This is a genomic window from Affinirhizobium lemnae (assembly GCF_022968395.1).
GTDB lineage: Bacteria > Pseudomonadota > Alphaproteobacteria > Rhizobiales > Rhizobiaceae > Neorhizobium > Neorhizobium lemnae.
The window spans coordinates 53,221-73,288 of sequence record NZ_JALJQZ010000003.1; the positions used below are offsets into that span (position 1 = coordinate 53,221).

Here is a 20,068-nt window from a genome sequence, read left to right on the forward strand (position 1 = left end):
GATCGTCCCGGCGGTCTTTTCGCATCAGGTGTTCAGGCCTGTCGTCTCGATGACGAAATCGACAATTGCATTGGTATCATCGAGATTGAAGACGGGCAGGGTGGCGCCTTCCACGGCATGATCCGCAGCAATGCCTAAGATGAATGGATCACTGGGCGCCAGCGGTTCGCGCTTGGCTGCCTCAAGGCGGCGTGCCTCGATTTTCGGGATCGGTTCGCGCTTGTAGCCCTCGATGATGACGATATCGCATGGGGCGAGGCGGGAGATGATCTCCTCGAAGCTTGGTTCATCGGCACCACGCAATTCATGCATGATTGCATATCGCGTGCCGGAGACGAGGGCGACCTCGTGCGCGCCTGCCTGCCTATGACGGTAGCTGTCTGCGCCGACCTTATCGATATCGAAATCATGATGCGCGTGCTTGACGGTCGAGACGCGAAAGCCGCGGCGCGTCAGTTCCTCCACCACGCGTACGGCGAGGCCCGTCTTGCCGGAGTTTTTCCAGCCGGCAATACCAAACAGCTTTGGGGTCATCCCACAAACTCCACATAGCGATGGGCCAATTGCAGGTCCTCCGGCGTATTGACGTTGAAGAAAGGGTCGAGCGGACCAACGGGCGTATCGATGTCGGCAAACTCGACAGTCCGGACCTCGTGGAGGGACAGAAACGTCTTGACGCGCGGATTTTCCGGACCTTCGAGAAACGCCTGCAACTCATCAGCCAAACGGATCGGCCACAAGCCGACAACCGGATGCAGAGCGCCTTGTGACACGGCGATTACGATGCTTTCATCGGATGTCGCAGCCGCGGTCAATCTGGCCGCAAGATCCAGCGGTATGAAGGGGCTATCGATCGGGACCGTCAGCACATGGCTCGTGGGATCGGGCAGGCTTGCGCCGTGGCGCATGGCGGCAAGAATTCCGGCGAGCGGCCCCCGATGACCCTGTAGCGTATCCGGAACAAGGGGGAGCGACGTTCCGAGATCATCCGACGCGTTGAGGAATACGGACAGGTTCTGGTAGCGCAACCGGGCGTCCACGCGATCCACCAGTCTGGTTCCCGCCAGCAAGACCTCGGCCTTGTCTCGACCCATCCGGCGGGAAAGACCCCCGGCGAGGATAATGGCGACGGCAGGTACGGAAGGCAGAGGCATTTGCGTTCTCAATTGGGTGTCTGCGTACTCTTGGCAGCGGGCGTTTCCCGTGTGCGCTGTTTCTCACGGTAGAAGGCATAAAGACCCGATGCAACAATGAGACTGGCGCCGAGCGTCATGTAGCCGTCCGGTCTCTCCTGAAACAGATAATAGCCAAGGCTCAGCGAGAAGATGAGGCTCGTGTAGCGAAACGGCGCGATGAAGGAGATGTCTCCCGTTCGCATGGCACTGATGATCGACAGATAGCCCGCAATGATGAAACAGGCGGCCACGACGATGATGAGCACGGAGTGACCGCTCACGGGCATCCAGCCGCCCATGGGAACGATGAGAACCGCGCCGAAGACCGTGTTCGTCAAGCCAGCAAAAAGCGAGACGAGCAGGGTCGGGATGGCCGAGTTGATCCGCCGCGTGGTCAGGTCGCGGCCAGCTGTGAAGAAGACCGTGATGACCGCCAACAGAGATGCGGGCACGAAAGCTTCCGGGCTCGGCTTCAGGATGATGATGACGCCGACGAAGCCGACGATGATGGCGAGCCAGCGCCTCCATCCGACCGGTTCCTTGAAAAAGGCCCAGGCTCCGAAGGTCACGGCAAGCGGCAGAGAGAGCAATATTGTCGCGGCCACAGACAGATCGATGTGCGAAAGGGCGCTGATATAGGTAATGGTCGCGCCGATCTCGAAGCCGGATCTGAGGATGACGGCCTTATTGAACATCAACCGGAACTGCCCGAGGATTCCGTAGGACCAGGCCATGACGGCGAGAATGATGGCTGTCGCGATGCCGCGCAGAAAGATGATCTGCGCAATGTTCAGGTCATGCGTAATCGATTTGATGAGCGCATCATTGGTGGTGAAGGCTCCCATGGCAATCGTCATCATCAGGGCGCCACGCGAATTCGCTGATAACGGCATTCTGGATTCCCTCAGGCATATATTAGCGATTTCGCTGTAGTCGATCACAGCGGCACGCACCAGTTGTTTGGTTATGAAAAGGCGATTTACCAAATGGCATGCCAAGATTGGCGCGCCGTTCCAGCAGACGCTTCAACACTTGGCGGCGATTGGCTGAAATGCAAGCCTCCGCCGCTGGAAAACCGAATTGACTGGATTAATCACGGTGAGGCTCTACTGTACGGTGAAAGACACTCGATGTAAAACCTGACTTGCATTTTAATATAAAGACTTCTTTTTTGCTTATTTTCGAACTCGGAACTTCGGCTCGTCTGCATTATCTATCAAAAACGTGAAAATTAAAAATTTTAAAATTTAAAATCATAATATAAAAACCTAAAATTGCATAAATCTATTATATTATCCAGATTTATATTCATAAATGTTATATTTTTTAAATCTATGACGACACTTTTTTGTAGAATTCAATTTTTGATTGTATATCGCTTTCAAATGCTAGATTTGTGAATTAACGATTGCTCAATAGCTGCTTGGCAAAGCTTCGTTTCAAGCTCCTGCATGATGGGGATAGCCGTGTACCGCCGCCCATGATTGGACGCGTAGCAGATGCACGAGGAGGTGTAATGTCGTTCCTGGATCGTTTGTTGCAAAGCCGCCGTATTGTCACGAAGGTTTTGCTGTTTGTCGTTCCCCTGATCCTTTTGATCGCAGGCGTGGGGCTCGCTGGTTTCTACACCGCGCGCATGCTCAACGGGCATATGACCGTGACGCGTGCCACTATCGAAAACATCGGCGATTTCGAGCGATTGCAGGCATCTCTTCTTGGCTTCCTTGCCCAGCCAAGCAGCGCAAGCCTCAAGGCATTGAACGATGCGATTGCCGAGCAGGAGAAGGGAATCTCCGTTCTGGAAGGGCTGGTGATTACGCCTGAAGATCGGCAGCGTCTTTACGTCGTCCAGCAGGCCGCCCCAGCCCTCAAGCTGTCTACTGCCGGGCTTTGGGAGATTGAACGGAAGACAACCCGCACTCAACAGACCATGGAGGCAAGTGTGGATGAGATCCGTGCGCTTGCCGGTGCTGTCAGTGCGCAGTTCGAGACTGTTCGCAAGGAAGGCGAGAGCAAGGAAAAGTTTGCGAAAGGCGCGCTCTTCGATGCCTATGCCCTGAGAACGACAGCTGCCCGCATGGACAGCCTGTTCGACGCTGTGAAGAACATTACAAGTGACGAGGCGCTTCCACGTGCCGCCGTGACCTATATCGGAGTTCTTCGCAAGGATTTGCCGAAGCTTGAGGCGAAGGCGACCACAAAGGCCTTGAGTTCGCTCTCCACCCTTAAGGACAAGCTGACAGCAATTGAGACCGTTGCAAAGAGCGACCAGCCTGCAGCCGACAAGGCGAATGCCATTCGTGACGCTATGGCTGCTCTCCAACCGGTTCGCGATACCTATCTGATGACGGCGAATCAGAACACCAATACCGCGGCAGACCGGTTCGCGACGCTGGAAGACGACTTGCAGATCAACCGTGCTTTGGTGGGCCAGTTGACCGAGGCTTTGCGTCTGAACGACATGCTGCAGCTGCATTCGGAGCGGCTACGGGTGGCACTGACGAATGAAGCACGCGAAGAGCTGCTCGCCACCATACGCGCACTGCGTACTGCCAGCGAAAAGATCTCGGATCTCGGAAAGAAGAATCCAACGATGCGAGATTTCGCTTCGCAAGTGACCCCCATTCTCGATACTGTCGACAAGCAATCCAAGAGCATGCTTGATCTGGCAGGGCAGTGGAAAGCCGCACGCGTTACGACCGAGAAGCAGTTGCTGGATGGTATGGCCGGTCTGAAGAATTTCGTGGCCGAGGCGCAGGAGGCTGGCAAGCAGGACAGTGAACGATCCGCCAATCTCTCAATTGCTGCAACTGTCATAGGCACGCTTCTGGCCATAATCGGCGCGCTCATGCTGGTCGAGACACTTCGTGCACCGCTGCGCCGGGTTACCGAAATAATGACCCGCCTTGCGAGCGGCGATCTGGACGTCCGCATCGAGGGTCGTGAACGTGGCGATGAAATCGGCGATATGGTTCGTTCTGTTACGGTGTTCCGCGATGCGGCGCTGGAAAACATCCGGCTGGAGCAGGAAGCCTCTGCTGCGCGTGACGCCACGACTGCTGAAGCCGAACGTCGCGCCGCAGAGCGTGCCAAGGTGTCGAACGAGCAGCGGATGGCCCTTTCCGCCCTTTCGGATGTTCTTCACCAGCTTGCCGAAGGCAATTTGCAAGTTGAGATGAACGAGAACCTGCCGGCCGATTTCGTCGACATGGCACGTACATACAACGTGGCTGTCCGCACGCTCTCCGCAACGCTTGCAGATGTGCGCTCCGTTGCGGCTGACATCAACAGCGGTTCGAGCAATCTATCCAGCTCTGCGGATGACCTGGCTCGCCGTACGGAACAGCAGGCGGCGGCACTGGAACAGTCCACTCGTGCCCTCAGACAGCTGAGTGACATCGTGAAGTCGACAGCGAGCAGCGCTCAGCGAACGTCAGAATCGGTCAATCAGACGGAAGCCTTTGCGGTACAGTCCGGCCAGGTCGTGACCAACGCAATTACCGCCATGGGTGAAATCAGCCGGTCTTCCGAAAAGATCAGCACGATTATCGGCGTGATCGATGAGATCGCGTTCCAGACGAACCTTCTCGCGTTGAACGCAGGAGTCGAAGCGGCGCGTGCAGGCGAGGCAGGCCGCGGCTTTGCGGTCGTGGCACAGGAAGTGCGCGAATTGGCCCAACGGTGCGCGAATGCTGCTAAAGAGATCAAGGGGCTAATTTCCCAGAGTGCGCATCAGGTAACAAACGGCGTTCAGTTGGTGGAGCAGACCGGTGAGGCTCTGAGCCAGATCATTTCCCATGTCAGCACAGTCCAGAAGCTGGTGGCCGATATCTCATCCGCCACGCGCGAACAGTCTGTGGGCATAGGCGAAGTGAGCCAGGCTCTGGGCGAGGTCGAGCTCATCACACAACGCAACGCTGCAATGGTTGAGGAAAACAACGCTGAAATCCACGGATTGAGAGGCCGCGCGGTGGCACTTGCCGAAAAGATCGAGCACTTCCGCGTTGGAGATGCCGGTGGCGCGCAAGTGCGTCGCGGTAGGGCGGCCTGAACGAGGCCCAAAAGTCAGACTTGTAGCTCCCAGGGTCGCGCGTCATTGTGCGGCCTTTATTCGTTACAGGCGTTTCCTCAGCAGGGTGCCTTTTCAGTTCGGATGAATGCGACGGACTTCATCACCCGCAAACAGGATGAGATACCCACCTTCATCCTCGCTTCGGCGCGCGAGTTCTGCGAGCATCGAAGCATATTTGCCCTGTTGCCACGCGTTGCCAAGCTTTGGGTCAACAAGCACGGTTGTCTGGAGTCCTTGACGGTAAACCATCATATGACATTCCAATGGGTTCCAGGCCGCATCGAGAGTGACATCTGTCAACCATTGGCAGCGAAAATCGCGGCAGGTTTGTGGTCGTTTCTCATAGGTCCGGCAGCCGAAACCGTGGATGCAGTGCGTGCAACTGACATTGGCTGGCTTGTCGAGTTCATCGATATCCGGGAGACGGCAGCACAGCGTGCATTGACTGCAACTGCGAGTTTCCGAACCACCGGGGTAATTCGGTTTAGACGCGATCGCTAAAAGATTAGGCTTTAAGGACACAAATTCTCAACCAGTGGAAGTGAGGATTGATATTTAACAGTTAATTAAATACTCAACAGTTGTAATCCGGCAATATTACTCCATCGGATTAAAATTGTATGGCCATTCGTCACCTGTTCAGTGCATCTCGTCTTGTCAACGAAATGGCGGCGATTTCCCGCTCCCAGGCCATGATATGGTTTGATCCGGCTGGCAAGATCCTTCACGCCAATGAAAATTTCTGTAAGGCGTTGGGCTATGATATTTCGGAGATCCTTGGTCAACACCACAGGATTTTCTGTGGCGAGACGCTCCGCTCCTCTGATGCTTACCGCAAGTTTTGGACAGATCTCTCTGTCGGAAAGTTCCAGCACGGCCAGTTTTTGCGCCAGACGAAGGCGGGTGACGATCTCTGGATCGAGGCGTCCTACAATCCCGTTATGCGAAACGGCAAGGTCGTGCGCATCCTGAAAATCGCAAGTGACATTACCGCCAGCAAGCTTGCAGCTCAGGATGACGAGAACCGTCTGACAGCTATCGATCAGAGTCAGGCGATCATTGAGTTCGAGCGTGATGGCCGCATCGTCAAGGCGAACCAGAATTTTCTGGGCGCCATGGGGTATCAACTCACTGAGATTGTTGGCCAACATCACTCTATGTTCTGCGATCCCGATTACGTACGCAGTTCCGATTATAGCGCATTCTGGGAAAGACTGAGACGTGGAGAATTTGTTGCTGACAACTTCATTCGCTTTGGAAAAGGCGGACGAAAAGTCTGGATCCAGGCGGCCTATACGCCTGTCTTCAATTCGAAAGGCATCGTCTACAAGGTCATCAAGGTTGCGACGGACATTACAGCGCGCATGAGTTCCGTTGAACGGATCGGGCAGGCTATCGGCAGGCTTTCGCAAGGAGACCTTACCGCACAAATCACTGAAGGGCTGGACCCTGCGCTGGAGCAGGTCCGACTTGATCTCAATTTGGCCTTCCAAAAGCTCGGTGAGACGGTTTCAGGCATCAAATCGTTGGCTCAGGGCCTCAACGGGAATGTGCATACAATCAATTCGGTTTCGAACGATATTGCCCGTAGCGCTGAAACGCAGTCGGCTTCGCTGGAGGAAACGGCCGCAGCGCTCGATGAATTGACTGCAAGGGTTCGCGATGCGGCAAATCGTGCAACTGAGGCTCAGCGTCTGGTAGCGGAGACGCGACAGGGGGCGGAGAGATCTGGCGCCATTGTCGAAAATGCGACAGCGGCTATGGCGAAGATCGAAACGTCTTCTCGCGAAATCAGCAACATCATCGGAGTGATTGATTCCATCGCATTCCAGACAAACCTCCTCGCACTGAACGCGGGTGTGGAAGCCGCCCGTGCCGGGGAAGCCGGGAAAGGATTTGCCGTCGTTGCCCAAGAGGTTCGCGAACTGGCGCAGCGATCTGCGAGCGCGGCAAAGGACATCAAGGAGCTGATTTCTTCATCCGGTGCAGCGGTTGCCGAGGGCGTTTCACTTGTGAATCAGACAGGCTCAGCGTTGGACGAAATCGTTCGACAGGTCAAAGATGTCGACCTTAACGTGGTTGCGATCTCCCAGGCTTCTCGCGAACAGGCCACCGGAATTGCGGAGATCAGTTCTGCCATCAACGTTCTTGATCAGACGACCCAGAGAAATGCCGCCACAGTGGAGGAGGCAAGTGCCGCTGCCCAATCCCTAGCAGAAGAGGCGCGCGCGCTCTATGACAGCATTTCGGGCTTTGTCATCCAGCAATCGGCACAATCGGCGGTTCGGCGGGCCTCATAAGGAATCAACCTCCCGTTACGCTCATATGCCGACTGACGGCAGGGCGATTGTTCCGGTCGATGATGAAGTCGTGACCTTTCGGCTTACGCGAAATGGCTTCGTCAATTGCAGCGTAAAGGTCAACGTCATCCGGCGATGCCCGAAGTGCGGATCTAAGGTCTGCCGCATCGTTCTGGCCCAAGCACATATAAATCGTTCCTGTGCAGGTGAGCCTGACGCGATTGCAGCTTTCGCAAAAGTTGTGTGTCATCGGCGTGATGAAGCCGAGCCTGCCGCCGGTTTCCTGAACGGTGACATAGCGGGCAGGACCGCCGGTCTTCAACGGGATATCCGACAGGGTGAACTGTTCTTCGAGCGAGGCTCGCACTTGGGAGAGCGGCAGATATTGGTCCGTGCGATCCTCTTCGATCTCACCCATCGGCATGGTTTCGATGACCGTCAGATCCATGCCGCGTTCATGTGCAAATCGCAGCATCGATGGAATCTCGTGCTCGTTGAACCCTTTCAGCGCCACGGCATTCAGCTTGATCTTCAGGCCCGCCTTGCGAGCGGCTTCAATGCCTTCGAGAACTTTCTGCAGGTCACCCCAGCGCGTGACGGCCTTGAACTTGTCCGGATCCAGCGTATCCACGGAGACATTGATGCGCCTGACACCGCAGTCGTAAAGTTCATCGGCATAACGCGTCAGCTGCGAGCCGTTTGTCGTCAGAGTTAATTCCTCAAGAGCGCCGGACTCGATATGTCTGCCAAGCGCTCTGACAAGGAACATGATGTTCTTTCGCACGAGCGGTTCGCCGCCTGTCAGGCGCAGTTTGCGCACGCCTTTGGCGATGAAAGCAGAACAGAGCCGATCCAGTTCCTCCAGCGTCAGAAGATCTTTCTTAGGAAGAAAGGTCATGTTTTCCGCCATGCAGTAGGTGCAGCGGAAATCGCACCGATCCGTCACGGACACACGGAGATAGCTCACCATGCGACCGAAGGGGTCAATCATCGGATGCGCATTCGTACGCAATGGCGTATGTGTGTCTTTGGGATTGACCAAACTATTCAAGGCGCGTGTCCTCCTGCACGGAAGATGGGACTTGCTGCGACAGGCGTCAAGGCGGATGGAAATGGTTTTGACAGAAGATGCTTGAATGGGCCCCAACATCAGAACCAGCGAGCAAAAACAATGCGGAACAGACGATATGAGTGAAATGAGCGCCTCTTCCTGGCCGACCGAAATCAAGGTGGCTGCTGACAAGCGCAGCCTGACAATCACTTTCGACGACGGGGCTGCTTTTGCCGTACCCGCGGAAATGATGCGGGTGCTATCTCCCTCAGCAGAGGTGCAGGGACATGGTCCGGGGCAAAAAGTGACGGTTGCGGGAAAGCGTATGGTCGGTATTCGCAACGTTGTGGCCGCCGGTAACTACGCAATCCGAATTGCGTTCGATGATGGCCACGACAGCGGTATATTCACCTGGAGATATCTGAGAGAGCTCGGTGAAAGGGGAAGGGATCTCTTCGCAGAATACGAACGGGAACTTGCGGCGAAGGGCATGAACCGGGACACGCCCGGCATCGCTCGCTAGCTTCAGCTGAGACAGACCAAAGTTGATGGAACTTTTAAGCCGCCAGTGATTTGACGGTCGCGTGGCATCGTGTTTTTCCTGCCTCTCATTGAATGCATACGTTTCATGGCGCACACCGACACTAAAGCCGACGACCATTGGGTCAAGGATGGCGACCAACATGAACGCACGGTCGGCTTTCCCGAACTGTTCTTCGATCTCGTTTTCGTCTTCGCGCTCATCCAGCTTTCCCAATTCATCGTCGAAGACTTTACACTAGCGGGACTGACAGAAGGTGGCGTTTTTGCGCTGGCTCTCTGGTGGGTCTGGATTCATACGGCCTGGGTGACGAACAGGTTGGACCCTGAGCGCATGCCCGTTCGGGCGCTGCTGTTCGGTCTCATGTTTCTAGGCCTGCTGATGTCTTCGGCCATTCCGAAGGCCTTCGAGGAGCGGGGCCTGATGTTTGCCGCGACCTATGTCGCCATGCAGTTGGGCCGGTCGCTTTTTGCGATATACGCCTTCAAAGGTGTTATGGAAAATGTCAGGCGCAACTTCGTGCGGGTTTCCCTGTGGTTTGCGCTGTCCGCCATCCTTTGGATCTGGGGTGCGCTGAGCGATCCGCATGCGCGACTGATCATCTGGTATGGCGCCCTGCTACTGGAATTTCTAGCCCCCGAGCTACGGTTCGTGGTGCCCGGCTATGGCCGCTCTACAACCGAAGACTGGGATATATCCGGTGAGCATATGGCCGAGCGCTGCGGATTGTTCGTTATGATCTGTCTTGGCGAGTCGGTCCTGGCGACGGGTCGCAGTTTTTCGGATCAGGACATATCTCCGCTGATCGTTGTCATTCTCGCAGGTTCATTTCTGGCGACCGGTCTAATGTGGTGGATCTATTTCCACTTCGGCCACGAAAAGGCATCGCAGGAGATCGAGGATTCGGACGAACCGGGCGAGGTTGCGCTTCATGTATTCACATACGGTCATATTCCCGTCATTGCCGGGATCATACTCTGTGCCGTTGCTGCCGAACACCTGATTGCGCATCCGGTTGAAATCGGAGGATTGGCCAGAGCGCTGGTGATATGTGGTGGCCCGATGGTATTTCTGGCCGGGAACCTGTGGGTCAAGCGGGTGACGACCGGCTATCTGCCCTGGTCACATATTGCCGGCATTGCCGCTCTCCTTGCGCTTCTTCTCGTTACACAAGGATGGGTAACTCTCTGGACTGCTGCGCTTGCAGTATGCATCCTGCTGGCTGTTGCGATCTGGGAGTACAGGCGGCTGGCGCGCATACCCCATGAGGCGGATGAAATTGGAGAACTGCGCGGCGAGTAGAGCACGCACTTGCAGCCCCGGATCGCGTGATTTACTCCAGTGATGCAACGGGAGGAACACATGACCATCATAACATCCGTCGAGCAATTGAGGGACATCTACAAGAACCCGAGCGAAGCGTCGCTTGTGAAAGTGACACAGGCGCTGACACCGGAATATCGCCAGATGATCGAGGCGTCGCCTTTTGTGGCACTCGCGAGTGTTGCACTAGAGGGGCTGGACTGCTCTCCCCGGGGAGACCTCGGAGGTGTAGTTCGAGTTCAGGATAACCGGACCATCCTGCTGCCGGATTGGAGAGGAAATAACCGGGTCGATTCGCTAGAGAATATCGTGCGCGATCCCCGTGTCGCCCTGATGTTTCTAATTCCCGGCTCTACGAGTGTGATGCGCGTCAATGGTCGGGCCGTGGTTTCCATTGAGCCGGAACTGCTGCAGAGCTTCGAGATGGATGGGCATCATCCGCGCAGTGTGACCGTTGTGACCATCGTGGAGGTGTATTTCCAGTGTGCGCGTGCGGTCATGCGTGCCGAGCTTTGGAATGCAGATAAATTTGTCGACCCACAAGCACTGCCGACACCTGGGCTTATGTTGAAGGGAGCGAAGGCGGATTTCGATCAACAGACCTATGACAAGGAATGGCCTGAACGTGCAAAAGCGACCATGTGGTGATGGTCGCTTGCCGAGAACGCAGATTACAAGGTGCTACTTTTTGTAAATAAGCCAGCTCTTTCCGCCATAGTCCTTGCGCATGCCATCCTCGAAGAGGATCGAGCGATTGCGACCTGTATTCTTGGCGCAATAGAGAGCCGTATCCGACTTTACATAGAGATCACCGGCGTCATCGGCCTGCGATGCCATGGCGACGCCGATCGAAATCGTAATTGGCCCATAATCCATGCCGGTGCGTGAATTGCGAAATGGCCGAGTTTCGAGGGCTTTTCGTAGGCGCTCACAGATGGCAAGCACTTCATCGGTCGTGTTGCCCTCGATGATGAGTGCAAACTCCTCACCACCCGTCCGCGCCACAAACACGTCCTTGCGCACGCTTGACCTGAGGACGGCAGCAACGGATGCGAGGATCTTGTCACCCACAGGGTGGCCATAGGCATCGTTGAATTTCTTGAAGTGGTCAATGTCGGCCAGAACAAGCGCCGTGACAGGCAGTTGCATACTATCGTCGTACAATGTCGCCAGCTTCTCGTCAAAGGCGCGACGGTTCGATAGGCGAGTTAGCGAGTCAGTGTTTGCAATGCGCTTGTACTCGTCGAGTTCCTTGCGAACTTGATCGACTTCCTGGCTGCGCTGAACCACGCCTTCAACCGTTTTTTCGCCCTGTGCGATCGTATCCCCAGTGGCCTTGCTCAGGAGGGAGATTGCGTTACTGAGGAGGTCTGCGGAGAAATAGTTCTTCGCATTAATGGTTGTGGCAGTTTCATCTAACAGACGATTGTAGCTCTCGAGCGAACTCTGTTCCCGGCGTAGAAGGTTGAGAAGCGCATCGAGTTCTTCCACCAATCTACGGTGAGCCTTCTCCATAATCGATGCCTGACCGGACCCAATGAAATTGGCGGCAAGATTGTCGAGTTCTTCCTGGCGAGGCCGGTTGCCCAATTGCGAGAGCTCCCGAGTCAACGTCGGATTCGTACCGATGTAGGCCTCGTAGAAGAGCTGGTAGTTCCGCGGGATGGGAGAGACATTCATGGCACGCATGGCGTGTATTATTTGTCCAGCCACATCGGCGGCTTGCGCCTTCTGCGCAGCTGCCGTCGTCATTGCTCTGCTCCGGTCATCGATTTGAGACTGATGATATGGTTATTCGCAATTTATTGGAAAAGGATTAATGTCAAATCGCCTAAAACGCTAAAATACCATTGCAATTAGACGATTATGGAGTTGGTATAAATTTCGGCTTGATTATCGTCAAGTGTCAATGCGGTTATTCGTCCGCAGTCGGGCGAAACTTTTTTGCTTTCCGTCCTTAACACAAGGGATGGACATTATTTGTCCATCCGCTCGCGCCAGTTAACTGCCTATTACTTTGGACCAATCATATTCTCGGGACGGACATATTGGTCGAATTCCTCATTGGTAAGGTATCCGCCGCCGACTGCCTCTTCACGCAGGGTCGTGCCGTTCTTATGCGCGGTCTTGGCGATCTTGGCGCAGGCATCGTAGCCCAGTTTGCCGTTTAGGGCCGTAACCAGCATCAGCGAATTTTCGACACCGCGCTTGATGTTGTCTTCGCGCGCCTCGATGCCGACAACGCAGTTATCCGCGAAGGAAACCGCTGCGTCTGCCAGAAGCTGCACGGACTGCAGGAAGTTGTAGGCCATCATCGGGTTGAACACGTTGAGTTCGAAATGCCCCTGGCTTCCAGCGAATGTTATGGCTGCCTGATTGCCGAAGATATGAGCGCAGACCTGCGTCAAGGCTTCCGACTGGGTCGGGTTAACCTTGCCCGGCATGATGGACGATCCAGGCTCGTTTTCCGGCAGGGCCAGTTCGCCGAGGCCAGCACGGGGGCCGGAACCGAGAAAGCGGATGTCGTTTGCGATCTTGAATAGGGCGGCGGCTGCGGCGTTGATAGCGCCATGTGCGAAGACCATGGCATCATGCGCGGCCAGCGCTTCGAACTTGTTTGGCGCGGTGACGAAGGGCAGGCCGGTGATCGCGGCGATTTCTTCGGCAACTTTTTCGGCAAAGCCGACGGGCGCATTGAGGCCCGTACCAACGGCTGTGCCGCCCTGTGCCAGTTCGTAGAGGCCCGACAGGGAGACTTCGATCCGCTTGATGGCGGAAGCAACTTGCGCCGTATAGCCACCAAACTCCTGACCCAGGGTCAGCGGCGTCGCGTCCTGGGTGTGCGTGCGACCAATCTTGATGATGTGGGCAAAGGCTTTTGACTTCGCATCCAGTGCCGCGTGCAGATGCTTGAGGCTCGGGATGAGATGGCGAACGATCTGCTCTGCGCAGGCAATGTGCATGGCCGTCGGATAGGTATCGTTCGACGACTGGCTCATATTGACATGATCGTTCGGATGGACTGGCTTCTTCGAGCCCATCACGCCGCCGAGAATTTCAATTGCCCGGTTCGAGATAACCTCGTTGGCATTCATGTTGGATTGCGTGCCGGAGCCTGTTTGCCAGACAACGAGCGGAAAGTGATCGTTTAGCTTTCCGTCGATGACTTCCTGCGCGGCGGCAATGATCGTTTCCCCGATCTTCGCATCCAGACCGCCAAGAGCTATGTTGGCGCGCGCGGCAGCCTGTTTGACGATGCCGAGCGCACGAATGACAGAGAGGGGTTGCTTTTCCCAACCGATCTTGAAATTTCCAAGCGAGCGTTGCGCCTGAGCGCCCCAGTAGCGGTCGCTGGCAACTTCAATCGGGCCAAATGTGTCGGTTTCTGTGCGCGTGGTCATCTTGAAGCCTCTGCGTAACACGGACGTAAACGGGATTGCTCGGCTGCACCTATGCGGTGTCGGTGGCCGATGCAAGGTCGGGCGCGCGCATTACTATACGTTTGTTTTGCGACTGCAAGCACTGCGAAGGTTGATGAGTGTAGGCTAAAGTGAGGTTTCGCCGCGTGTTTTTAATGACACGCCAAGGATTTATATTGAGCCCGATCAAGCGTCTGTGAACCGTCTTGATGCCTCTTCAAGCAAGTTATCAGTAAAAAATTAACCAATGATTTCTTAATCTTGCGTCAACGATTGCGGGCAGGATCAGCGCTCTCTCACCGGTCAGGCATCGCTTTTCGTTTACTTTTCACAGCGCTCACGACCAGCTATTCAGGCGCAAAGGCTTACAAGGCCCACTGATTCAAGGCCCTCAACGTGACGGGGATGACGTTGCCGCACGCACATACAAAGACTTCTCTCGCAATTGCCCTTTTTTCCGGCATTGCTTCTTCTGCCGTCGGCGCAGGCACGGCCAACGCCCTGACACTTATGGATATGCTGCGCGGCGAAAATCGCGGAACCATTCAGGAGCAGCTTGAAGGTCGCGTACCGGCGAGTGCGCAGCCGCCAATCAGCCAGCGTGCCATTGACCTCAGCGATCCAGAGCCACTGCCGAAGGTTTCTGCGCCAAAATACTTCACCTACAAGGCGGACTCCGCCCGTGCCGTGAAGACATCCGGTTTCGCTGCTGCATCCGCGGCGGATGCCAGCCGCTTCCTCGCGCAGGCCAAGGTTTCTGCACCGAGCGATGTGGCGGCGGCGGTTGAAGCGTTCTATGCCAAGAATACCGCGCCTTTGTGGGTGGAGCGGGAAGACGTAAGTGAGCGCGCCCGCGCGGTGATTGCGCTGATGGAAAAGGCTGGAGATTACGGTCTGAACCCGGCTGATTATCGCATTCCGGTGCCAACTTTCGTGACATCCAGCGTCTCCGACGCCCAGAAGCCTGCGGAAGCACCGGCGGTCACGCCCGTCTCAGCCGATGCTTCTTCAGTAGCTGCTCCCGATTCGGAGAGCCCTTCGGTCACGGCGGTCAAGCCTGCTGTCGCTCAGGTTCCCGATGAGCATCAGAAGGAACTGATGCAGTTCGAGCTGGCGCTGTCTGCAAAGGCTTTGCTGTTCGCGCAGGACATGGCGCGTGGCCGCATCGACCCGAACCGGATCTCGGAATATCACGACCTGAAGCGACGCGACGTCAACCTTCCCTCCATTCTGCCTGGGCTGCAGAGCGCTGCAGATGCAAGCGCCTATCTGGATGGGATGGCGCCGAAGAGCCCGCAATTCCTGGCGCTGAAGGCGGAGCTGGCCAAGGTGCGCGCCGCTGCCGGGAATGAAGCGCAAGCGGTGCAGGTGCCTGAAACTCTGAAGCTGAAGCCGGGTGAAAGCAATGCTGATCTGGCCAAAGTTATCGCGGCGATCCAGCACAAGGGTTCCGAGGCATTGAAGACGCAGCATTCCGCTGTGTTTGCGTCATACCAGAATACGCCGACCTACGCGCCGGAACTGGTGGAGGTGGTCAAGAGCTTCCAGAAGGAAATCGGCCTGAAGGCCGATGGCGTCATCGGTCCGGCGACAGTGCGCGCCATGACCGGCCATACCTCCGACGACAAGATCGAGAAGCTGATCGTGGCGATGGAGCAGAGCAAATGGTTGCCGGACGATCTCGGCAGCCGCTATGTCTTCATCAACCAGCCAGCATTCCGGGTTTACTATCACCAGAACGGGCAGGAGCAGTTCTCCATGCGCGTTGTGGTCGGTTCGCCGAGCCATCAGACCTTCTTCTTCCAGGACGAAATCCAGACGGTCGAGCTTAATCCGTATTGGGGCGTCCCGCAGTCGATCATCATCAATGAGATGTTGCCGAAGCTTCGGCAGGATCCAAGTTATCTCGACCGCATGGGCTACCAGGTCGAAGTGTCTGGCAAGGCGGTCTCATCCACTGCCGTCGACTGGCGCGGATCCACGCAGGCGATTTCCGTGCGCCAGCCGCCATCGAGCGACAATGCTCTGGGCGAGTTGAAGATCCTGTTCCCGAACGCCCACGCCATCTATATGCATGACACGCCGCAGAAGAGCTTCTTCCAGCGTGACATGCGCGCGCTGAGCCACGGCTGTGTGCGTTTGGCGGAGCCCCGCAAGATGGCCGCCGCCGTGCTGGGCATTACCGAACAGGACCTGGCCGGCAAGATCGCTCAGGGCAAGAACCAGGCTATACAGGTTCCGCAGAAGTTCCCGGTCTACGTGGCTTATTTCACGGCATGGCCGAACAAGGACGGTCACATCGAGTATTTCGATGATGTCTACAAGCGTGATGCTGCTGTTGAAAAGGCCTTCGAAATCACAAGCAAGGCGCGCGGCGCCTGATTTCCGAATGCTTATGTAAGCGATAGGGGCCAGCCTTCATAGGGCTGGCCTTTTCCGTTCAGGCGGTGACCGGGAACTTGGCGCGATTGCCTGCGGCGAGCGTTTCCTGCACCAGCTCGACGGTCAGTTCGTCGAAATGGCTGATGATGCGTGTGGGGTTCAGATCGGCGATCGGCACATCGGAATAGCCGAATGTTACGCCAAGCGATGCCACCGAGGCATTGTGGGCAGCCTGGATGTCGTTGACGCTGTCGCCGACAAGTATGCTTTTGGCAGGATCGCCGCCTGCCAATCTGATCGTCTCGAGCAGGTGCCGCCCATCCGGTTTGCGGAAAGCAAAGGTATCTCCCCCGGTGATGACTGCCATTCGGTCCGCGAGGCCCAGCTTCCGCAGAAGGGGCACTGCCAGCTGCTCTGCCTTGTTGGTGCAGACAGCAACGCGGCAGCCATCGCGTTCCAGCCGGTCCAGGCTTGCCTCAAGACCGGCGAAGGGCCTGCTCTGTCCCGGCATATGCGCCTTGTAGTGATCGATGAAGCGATCAAACAGCGGGTCCACTTCCTGATCCGACAGCGGGTATCCGCGCAGGTCAAATGCACGCCGGATCATGACCCTCGCGCCTTGTCCGACCAGATGCGTCAGGTCATCGAAGCTGACTGGTTCCAGATCGCGGGCTGCGATGGTGTGGTTGAGGCTTTCGATCAAATCAGGCGCAGTGTCGATCATCGTGCCGTCGAGATCGAAAACAACAAGGGTAGCAGTCAAAATCAAACCTTCCGAAGCAGAGAATGAGGGTGTCGCCAAGTCCATGGGTGGCGCGAGATTAAGGATCGTGAGCAAGAATTGCAAATGGAGAGGGGAGGGTGTGCCTCTGTATTCTGGTCTTCGAATAGTCTCCAAGAAGCATAAACTGGGACTTTTGTTTATCAGGCGGGCCGTGTAAACAGCACACAACGAAACAGATGGGAGCTTGCGGCGGATGGACGCCCGGGAAATGAAAATCAAGGCAGCCGAGGCTGCGCTCCAGCATGTTGAAGACGGGATGCGTCTTGGAATCGGCACCGGATCGACGGCGGAAGAATTTGTTCGACTGCTTGCGGAAAAGGTGTCGGGCGGCCTGCGGGTTCAGGGTGTGCCAACATCGGAGCGAACCGCGCGCCTCTGCCTGGAGCTTGGTGTTCCACTCAAGTCCCTGGATGAACTTCCCGAGCTGGATCTTACCATTGACGGTGCCGACGAAGTTGACGGCGCGCTGCGTCTGGTGAAGGGCGGCGGCGGCGCTCTGTTGCGCGAAAAGATCGTCGCGTCTGCGTCGAGCCGGATGATCGTGATCGCGGATGAAAGCAAGGTCGTTGAAACTCTCGGCAAATTTCCATTGCCGATCGAGGTCAATCCGTTTGGACTCGCCACAACGCGCATTGCGATTGAGAAACTGGCTTCCAAGCTTGGGCTTTCGGGCGATCTGAAGTTGAGAAAATCGGACGATGGCGCCTTCACGACCGACGGCGGCCACCTGATTCTCGATGCTTTTTTTGGCCGTATTCCTGATGCAGAGGCATTGGCGACCCAGCTGAATTCAATACCCGGCGTCGTAGAGCACGGGCTGTTCATCAATATGGCATCGTTTGCGATCATTGCCGGACCGGCGGGTGCGCGAACGATGCAGGCGAAATAAGACAGGAGCAACGAAACATGATCAGACAAGCGGTTTTCGGCCGTACCGCCGCGCTCGCCATTCTTCTTTCCGGTGTAGCGTTGAGCGCCCCCGTCAGCGCCCAGGAAATTCCTGCCGATCATCTGAAGGCGGCACGGGATGCGATTGCAGCCCTGAATGCCACGGATCGTTTCGATGCCATTCTTCCAAACCTCGCCGAGCGCTTGAAGAATGAGTACACGGTTGCTTCGCCGAACTTCCAGACGCAGATCTCCAAGACGGTCGAGGCCGAGGCTCTGGCTCTCGCTCCGCGTCGTGCCGACCTGGAAAAGGAAGTCGCGGTCACCTTCGCAAAGTCCTTCACGGTTGATGAGTTGAAGCAGATCGCTTCTTTCTACTCCTCGCCAGTTGGCAAGAAATATCTTCAGACGCTTCCGCTCGTGCAGCGCGAAACGATGCGCGCCGCAGAAATCTGGGCGAATGGCATTTCGCGTGATCTGACTGCCAACAGCACCGCCAAGCTGCGCACCGTGATGGATGCCAACAAGGTGAAGGCTCCGACGGCAGACGCAACGGGCAACGCTCCGAAGCCCTGATCTACCGCTTCCAGATGTTTATAAGATGAGCCCGGTTCTGCCGGGCTTTTCCTTGTGTGCCATTGCACACTATATGAAGTGCCAATCCCATTCGCCGGACATTCCATAGGAGCCTCACATGACCAGCTATGATTACGACCTCTTTGTTATCGGCGGCGGGTCAGGTGGTGTGAGATCCGGACGGCTTGCTGCATCCATAGGCAAGAAGGTCGCGATTGCGGAAGAATACCGTTTCGGCGGCACATGTGTCATCCGCGGCTGCGTGCCGAAGAAGCTTTTCGTCTATGCTTCCCAATATCATGAGCACTTCGAAGATGCCGCCGGATATGGCTGGACTGTCGGTGAAAGCAGCTTCAACTGGAAAGCGCTCATTGAAGCTAAGGACAAGGAAATTGCCCGCCTCGAAGGGCTTTATCGCCGCGGGTTGGAAAATGCCGGGGCGGAAATTCTGGATACGCGTGCAGAACTTGTGGATGCCCACACGATCCGTCTCGTCAAAACGGACACCACAGTGACAGCAGAACGCATCGTAATTGCCACTGGTGGCACGGCAAATCCGCACGCATCGCTGCCTGGTTCTGAATTCTGCATTACCTCCAACGAAGCCTTCCATCTGGAAGAGTTGCCGAAATCCATCCTGATCGCGGGCGGTGGTTACATCGCTGTCGAATTCGCCAACATCTTCCATGGGCTTGGTGTTGACACGACGTTGATCTATCGCGGTCAGGAAATTCTGTCCCGCTTCGATCGCGATATGCGTGAGGGCCTTCATAAAGCAATGGTCGACAAGGGCATCCGCATCATGCTGACAGACGTGATCGAAGAGGTCACGAAATCTCCGGCGGGCGGGCTGACAGCGCGCACCAAGGCGGGCGCCAGCGTTTCTGCCGATCAGATCATGCTCGCACTCGGCCGTGATCCGAACACTGCTGGCCTCGGTCTGGAGAAGGCGGGTGTCGAAGTCGATGCGCGGGGCGCCATTGTCGTGGATGCCTACTCACGCACGAATGTGCCGCATATCTTCGCGTTGGGTGATGTGACGGATCGGGTCCAGCTCACTCCAGTCGCCATTCACGAAGCGATGTGCTTCATCGAGACCGAGTTCAAGAACAATCCGACCGCGCCGGACCATGATCTGATCGCGACCGCCGTGTTCTCCCAGCCGGAAATCGGAACGGTTGGGCTTTCCGAAGAAGAGGCGTGCAAACGCTTCAATGAAATCGAAGTGTATCGTGCGGAGTTCCGTCCGATGAAAGCAACGCTTTCCGGGCGCGCCGAAAAGATGATCATGAAGCTCGTGGTCAATGCGGCAGATCGGAAGGTGCTCGGAGCGCATATCCTGGGGCACGACGCGGGTGAAATGGCGCAGTTGCTGGGCATATCGCTCAAGGCCGGAGTGACCAAGGGCGACTTCGACCGCACCATGGCGGTTCATCCGACCGCTGCCGAAGAGCTTGTGACCATGTACAAGCCGAGCTACCGCGTGAAGGGTGGAGAGCGCATCAACGCTTGATGCATTCGATTTGCTTGATTCTTGAGAGGCGCGAGCCAAGGCTC

Annotated in this window: 17 protein-coding genes; 9 read left to right on the top strand and 8 right to left on the bottom strand. The window is 56.2% G+C overall.

Annotated elements, in window-relative coordinates; translation table 11 throughout:
• Nucleotides 1-24 precede the first annotated feature (24 nt).
• Genes mobB through MUU53_RS02810 form a run of 3 tightly spaced genes read right to left on the bottom strand, consistent with a single transcriptional unit; the run spans nt 25 to nt 2,068 of the window.
• A complete protein-coding gene (gene mobB / locus MUU53_RS02800; protein WP_247259505.1) occupies nt 25-534 on the bottom strand; it encodes a molybdopterin-guanine dinucleotide biosynthesis protein B in 510 nt (169 codons plus the stop codon).
• Nucleotides 531-1,154 carry a molybdenum cofactor guanylyltransferase MobA gene (gene mobA, locus MUU53_RS02805; protein WP_247259506.1) on the bottom strand — a complete coding sequence of 208 codons (624 nt, stop codon included), beginning with the start codon at nt 1,152-1,154 and terminating at the stop codon, nt 531-533. The genes mobB and mobA overlap by 4 nt, the downstream gene beginning before the upstream one ends.
• 8 nt (nt 1,155-1,162) lie before the next feature.
• Nucleotides 1,163-2,068, bottom strand: a complete 906-nt coding sequence (locus MUU53_RS02810; protein WP_247259507.1) for a DMT family transporter — start codon at nt 2,066-2,068, stop codon at nt 1,163-1,165.
• Nucleotides 2,069-2,691: 623 nt separating this feature from the next.
• Between MUU53_RS02810 and MUU53_RS02815 the strand changes: the two genes are divergently transcribed.
• Nucleotides 2,692-5,226, top strand: coding sequence for a methyl-accepting chemotaxis protein (locus tag MUU53_RS02815; RefSeq protein ID WP_247259508.1), 2,535 nt, complete (start codon nt 2,692-2,694; stop codon nt 5,224-5,226).
• Nucleotides 5,227-5,319: 93 nt separating this feature from the next.
• Here the strand turns inward: MUU53_RS02815 and MUU53_RS02820 are convergent, their stop codons facing one another.
• Nucleotides 5,320-5,499 (bottom strand): hypothetical protein, encoded by a 180-nt coding sequence (locus MUU53_RS02820; RefSeq protein ID WP_247259509.1) that lies wholly within the window; start codon nt 5,497-5,499, stop codon nt 5,320-5,322.
• 368 nt (nt 5,500-5,867) lie between these two features.
• Here MUU53_RS02820 and MUU53_RS02825 point away from each other — a divergent pair, with 368 nt between their 5' ends.
• Nucleotides 5,868-7,547, top strand: a complete 1,680-nt coding sequence (locus MUU53_RS02825; protein WP_247259510.1) for a methyl-accepting chemotaxis protein — start codon at nt 5,868-5,870, stop codon at nt 7,545-7,547.
• A 4-nt stretch (nt 7,548-7,551) separates the two neighbouring features.
• Here MUU53_RS02825 and moaA read toward each other — a convergent pair whose 3' ends face one another.
• Complete coding sequence (moaA, locus tag MUU53_RS02830; protein ID WP_247259646.1) at nt 7,552-8,538, bottom strand: GTP 3',8-cyclase MoaA; 987 nt, start codon at nt 8,536-8,538, stop codon at nt 7,552-7,554.
• 196 nt (nt 8,539-8,734) lie between these two features.
• On the opposite strand from moaA, the gene MUU53_RS02835 reads away from it, so the two are divergent.
• The 3 genes from MUU53_RS02835 (at nt 8,735) to MUU53_RS02845 (ending at nt 11,110) form a co-directional block, all read left to right on the top strand.
• Nucleotides 8,735-9,121 (top strand): gamma-butyrobetaine hydroxylase family protein, encoded by a 387-nt coding sequence (locus tag MUU53_RS02835; RefSeq protein WP_247259511.1) that lies wholly within the window; start codon nt 8,735-8,737, stop codon nt 9,119-9,121.
• A 105-nt stretch (nt 9,122-9,226) separates the two neighbouring features.
• Entirely contained in the window at nt 9,227-10,441 is a 1,215-nt protein-coding gene (locus tag MUU53_RS02840) for a low temperature requirement protein A (RefSeq protein WP_247259512.1), read from the top strand.
• Nucleotides 10,442-10,501: 60 nt separating this feature from the next.
• The gene (locus tag MUU53_RS02845) at nt 10,502-11,110 is read left to right on the top strand and encodes a pyridoxamine 5'-phosphate oxidase family protein (RefSeq protein WP_247259513.1); all 609 of its coding nucleotides are present in this window, start codon (nt 10,502-10,504) and stop codon (nt 11,108-11,110) included.
• Nucleotides 11,111-11,143: 33 nt separating this feature from the next.
• Here the strand turns inward: MUU53_RS02845 and MUU53_RS02850 are convergent, their stop codons facing one another.
• Nucleotides 11,144-12,214, bottom strand: coding sequence for a GGDEF domain-containing protein (locus tag MUU53_RS02850; protein ID WP_247259514.1), 1,071 nt, complete (start codon nt 12,212-12,214; stop codon nt 11,144-11,146).
• 260 nt (nt 12,215-12,474) lie between these two features.
• Nucleotides 12,475-13,863, bottom strand: coding sequence for a class II fumarate hydratase (gene fumC, locus MUU53_RS02855; RefSeq protein WP_247259515.1), 1,389 nt, complete (start codon nt 13,861-13,863; stop codon nt 12,475-12,477).
• 423 nt (nt 13,864-14,286) lie between these two features.
• Between fumC and MUU53_RS02860 the strand changes: the two genes are divergently transcribed.
• Nucleotides 14,287-16,263, top strand: a complete 1,977-nt coding sequence (locus MUU53_RS02860; RefSeq protein WP_247259516.1) for a L,D-transpeptidase family protein — start codon at nt 14,287-14,289, stop codon at nt 16,261-16,263.
• Nucleotides 16,264-16,321: 58 nt separating this feature from the next.
• Here the strand turns inward: MUU53_RS02860 and gph are convergent, their stop codons facing one another.
• Nucleotides 16,322-17,071: a phosphoglycolate phosphatase gene (gph, locus tag MUU53_RS02865; protein ID WP_377307246.1), complete on the bottom strand. Its 750-nt coding sequence runs from the start codon at nt 17,069-17,071 to the stop codon at nt 16,322-16,324.
• Between the two features lie 169 nt (nt 17,072-17,240).
• Between gph and rpiA the strand changes: the two genes are divergently transcribed.
• From rpiA to gor, 3 genes are all read left to right on the top strand, one after another.
• Entirely contained in the window at nt 17,241-17,936 is a 696-nt protein-coding gene (rpiA, locus tag MUU53_RS02870) for a ribose-5-phosphate isomerase RpiA (RefSeq protein ID WP_062554283.1), read from the top strand.
• 17 nt (nt 17,937-17,953) lie between these two features.
• A complete protein-coding gene (locus MUU53_RS02875; protein WP_062554284.1) occupies nt 17,954-18,511 on the top strand; it encodes a DUF2059 domain-containing protein in 558 nt (185 codons plus the stop codon).
• A 118-nt stretch (nt 18,512-18,629) separates the two neighbouring features.
• The gene (gene gor, locus MUU53_RS02880) at nt 18,630-20,024 is read left to right on the top strand and encodes a glutathione-disulfide reductase (protein WP_247259517.1); all 1,395 of its coding nucleotides are present in this window, start codon (nt 18,630-18,632) and stop codon (nt 20,022-20,024) included.
• The last annotated feature ends 44 nt before the right edge of the window (nt 20,025-20,068 follow it).

What these genes read in the sequence shown, in the direction of transcription:
- MUU53_RS02860 (WP_247259516.1), top strand. Translation starts at nt 14,287, where the DNA reads ATGACGTTGCCGCACGCACATACAAAGACTTCTCTCGCAATTGCCCTT.
- MUU53_RS02810 (WP_247259507.1), bottom strand. Translation starts at nt 2,068, where the DNA reads ATGCCGTTATCAGCGAATTCGCGTGGCGCCCTGATGATGACGATTGCC.
- MUU53_RS02845 (WP_247259513.1), top strand. Translation starts at nt 10,502, where the DNA reads ATGACCATCATAACATCCGTCGAGCAATTGAGGGACATCTACAAGAAC.
- MUU53_RS02875 (WP_062554284.1), top strand. Translation starts at nt 17,954, where the DNA reads ATGATCAGACAAGCGGTTTTCGGCCGTACCGCCGCGCTCGCCATTCTT.
- MUU53_RS02820 (WP_247259509.1), bottom strand. Translation starts at nt 5,499, where the DNA reads ATGATGGTTTACCGTCAAGGACTCCAGACAACCGTGCTTGTTGACCCA.
- fumC (WP_247259515.1), bottom strand. Translation starts at nt 13,863, where the DNA reads ATGACCACGCGCACAGAAACCGACACATTTGGCCCGATTGAAGTTGCC.
- moaA (WP_247259646.1), bottom strand. Translation starts at nt 8,538, where the DNA reads ATGATTGACCCCTTCGGTCGCATGGTGAGCTATCTCCGTGTGTCCGTG.
- mobB (WP_247259505.1), bottom strand. Translation starts at nt 534, where the DNA reads ATGACCCCAAAGCTGTTTGGTATTGCCGGCTGGAAAAACTCCGGCAAG.
- MUU53_RS02850 (WP_247259514.1), bottom strand. Translation starts at nt 12,214, where the DNA reads ATGACGACGGCAGCTGCGCAGAAGGCGCAAGCCGCCGATGTGGCTGGA.
- MUU53_RS02840 (WP_247259512.1), top strand. Translation starts at nt 9,227, where the DNA reads ATGGCGCACACCGACACTAAAGCCGACGACCATTGGGTCAAGGATGGC.
- MUU53_RS02835 (WP_247259511.1), top strand. Translation starts at nt 8,735, where the DNA reads ATGAGTGAAATGAGCGCCTCTTCCTGGCCGACCGAAATCAAGGTGGCT.
- mobA (WP_247259506.1), bottom strand. Translation starts at nt 1,154, where the DNA reads ATGCCTCTGCCTTCCGTACCTGCCGTCGCCATTATCCTCGCCGGGGGT.
- gor (WP_247259517.1), top strand. Translation starts at nt 18,630, where the DNA reads ATGACCAGCTATGATTACGACCTCTTTGTTATCGGCGGCGGGTCAGGT.
- rpiA (WP_062554283.1), top strand. Translation starts at nt 17,241, where the DNA reads ATGGACGCCCGGGAAATGAAAATCAAGGCAGCCGAGGCTGCGCTCCAG.
- MUU53_RS02815 (WP_247259508.1), top strand. Translation starts at nt 2,692, where the DNA reads ATGTCGTTCCTGGATCGTTTGTTGCAAAGCCGCCGTATTGTCACGAAG.
- MUU53_RS02825 (WP_247259510.1), top strand. Translation starts at nt 5,868, where the DNA reads ATGGCCATTCGTCACCTGTTCAGTGCATCTCGTCTTGTCAACGAAATG.
- gph (WP_377307246.1), bottom strand. Translation starts at nt 17,071, where the DNA reads ATGGACTTGGCGACACCCTCATTCTCTGCTTCGGAAGGTTTGATTTTG.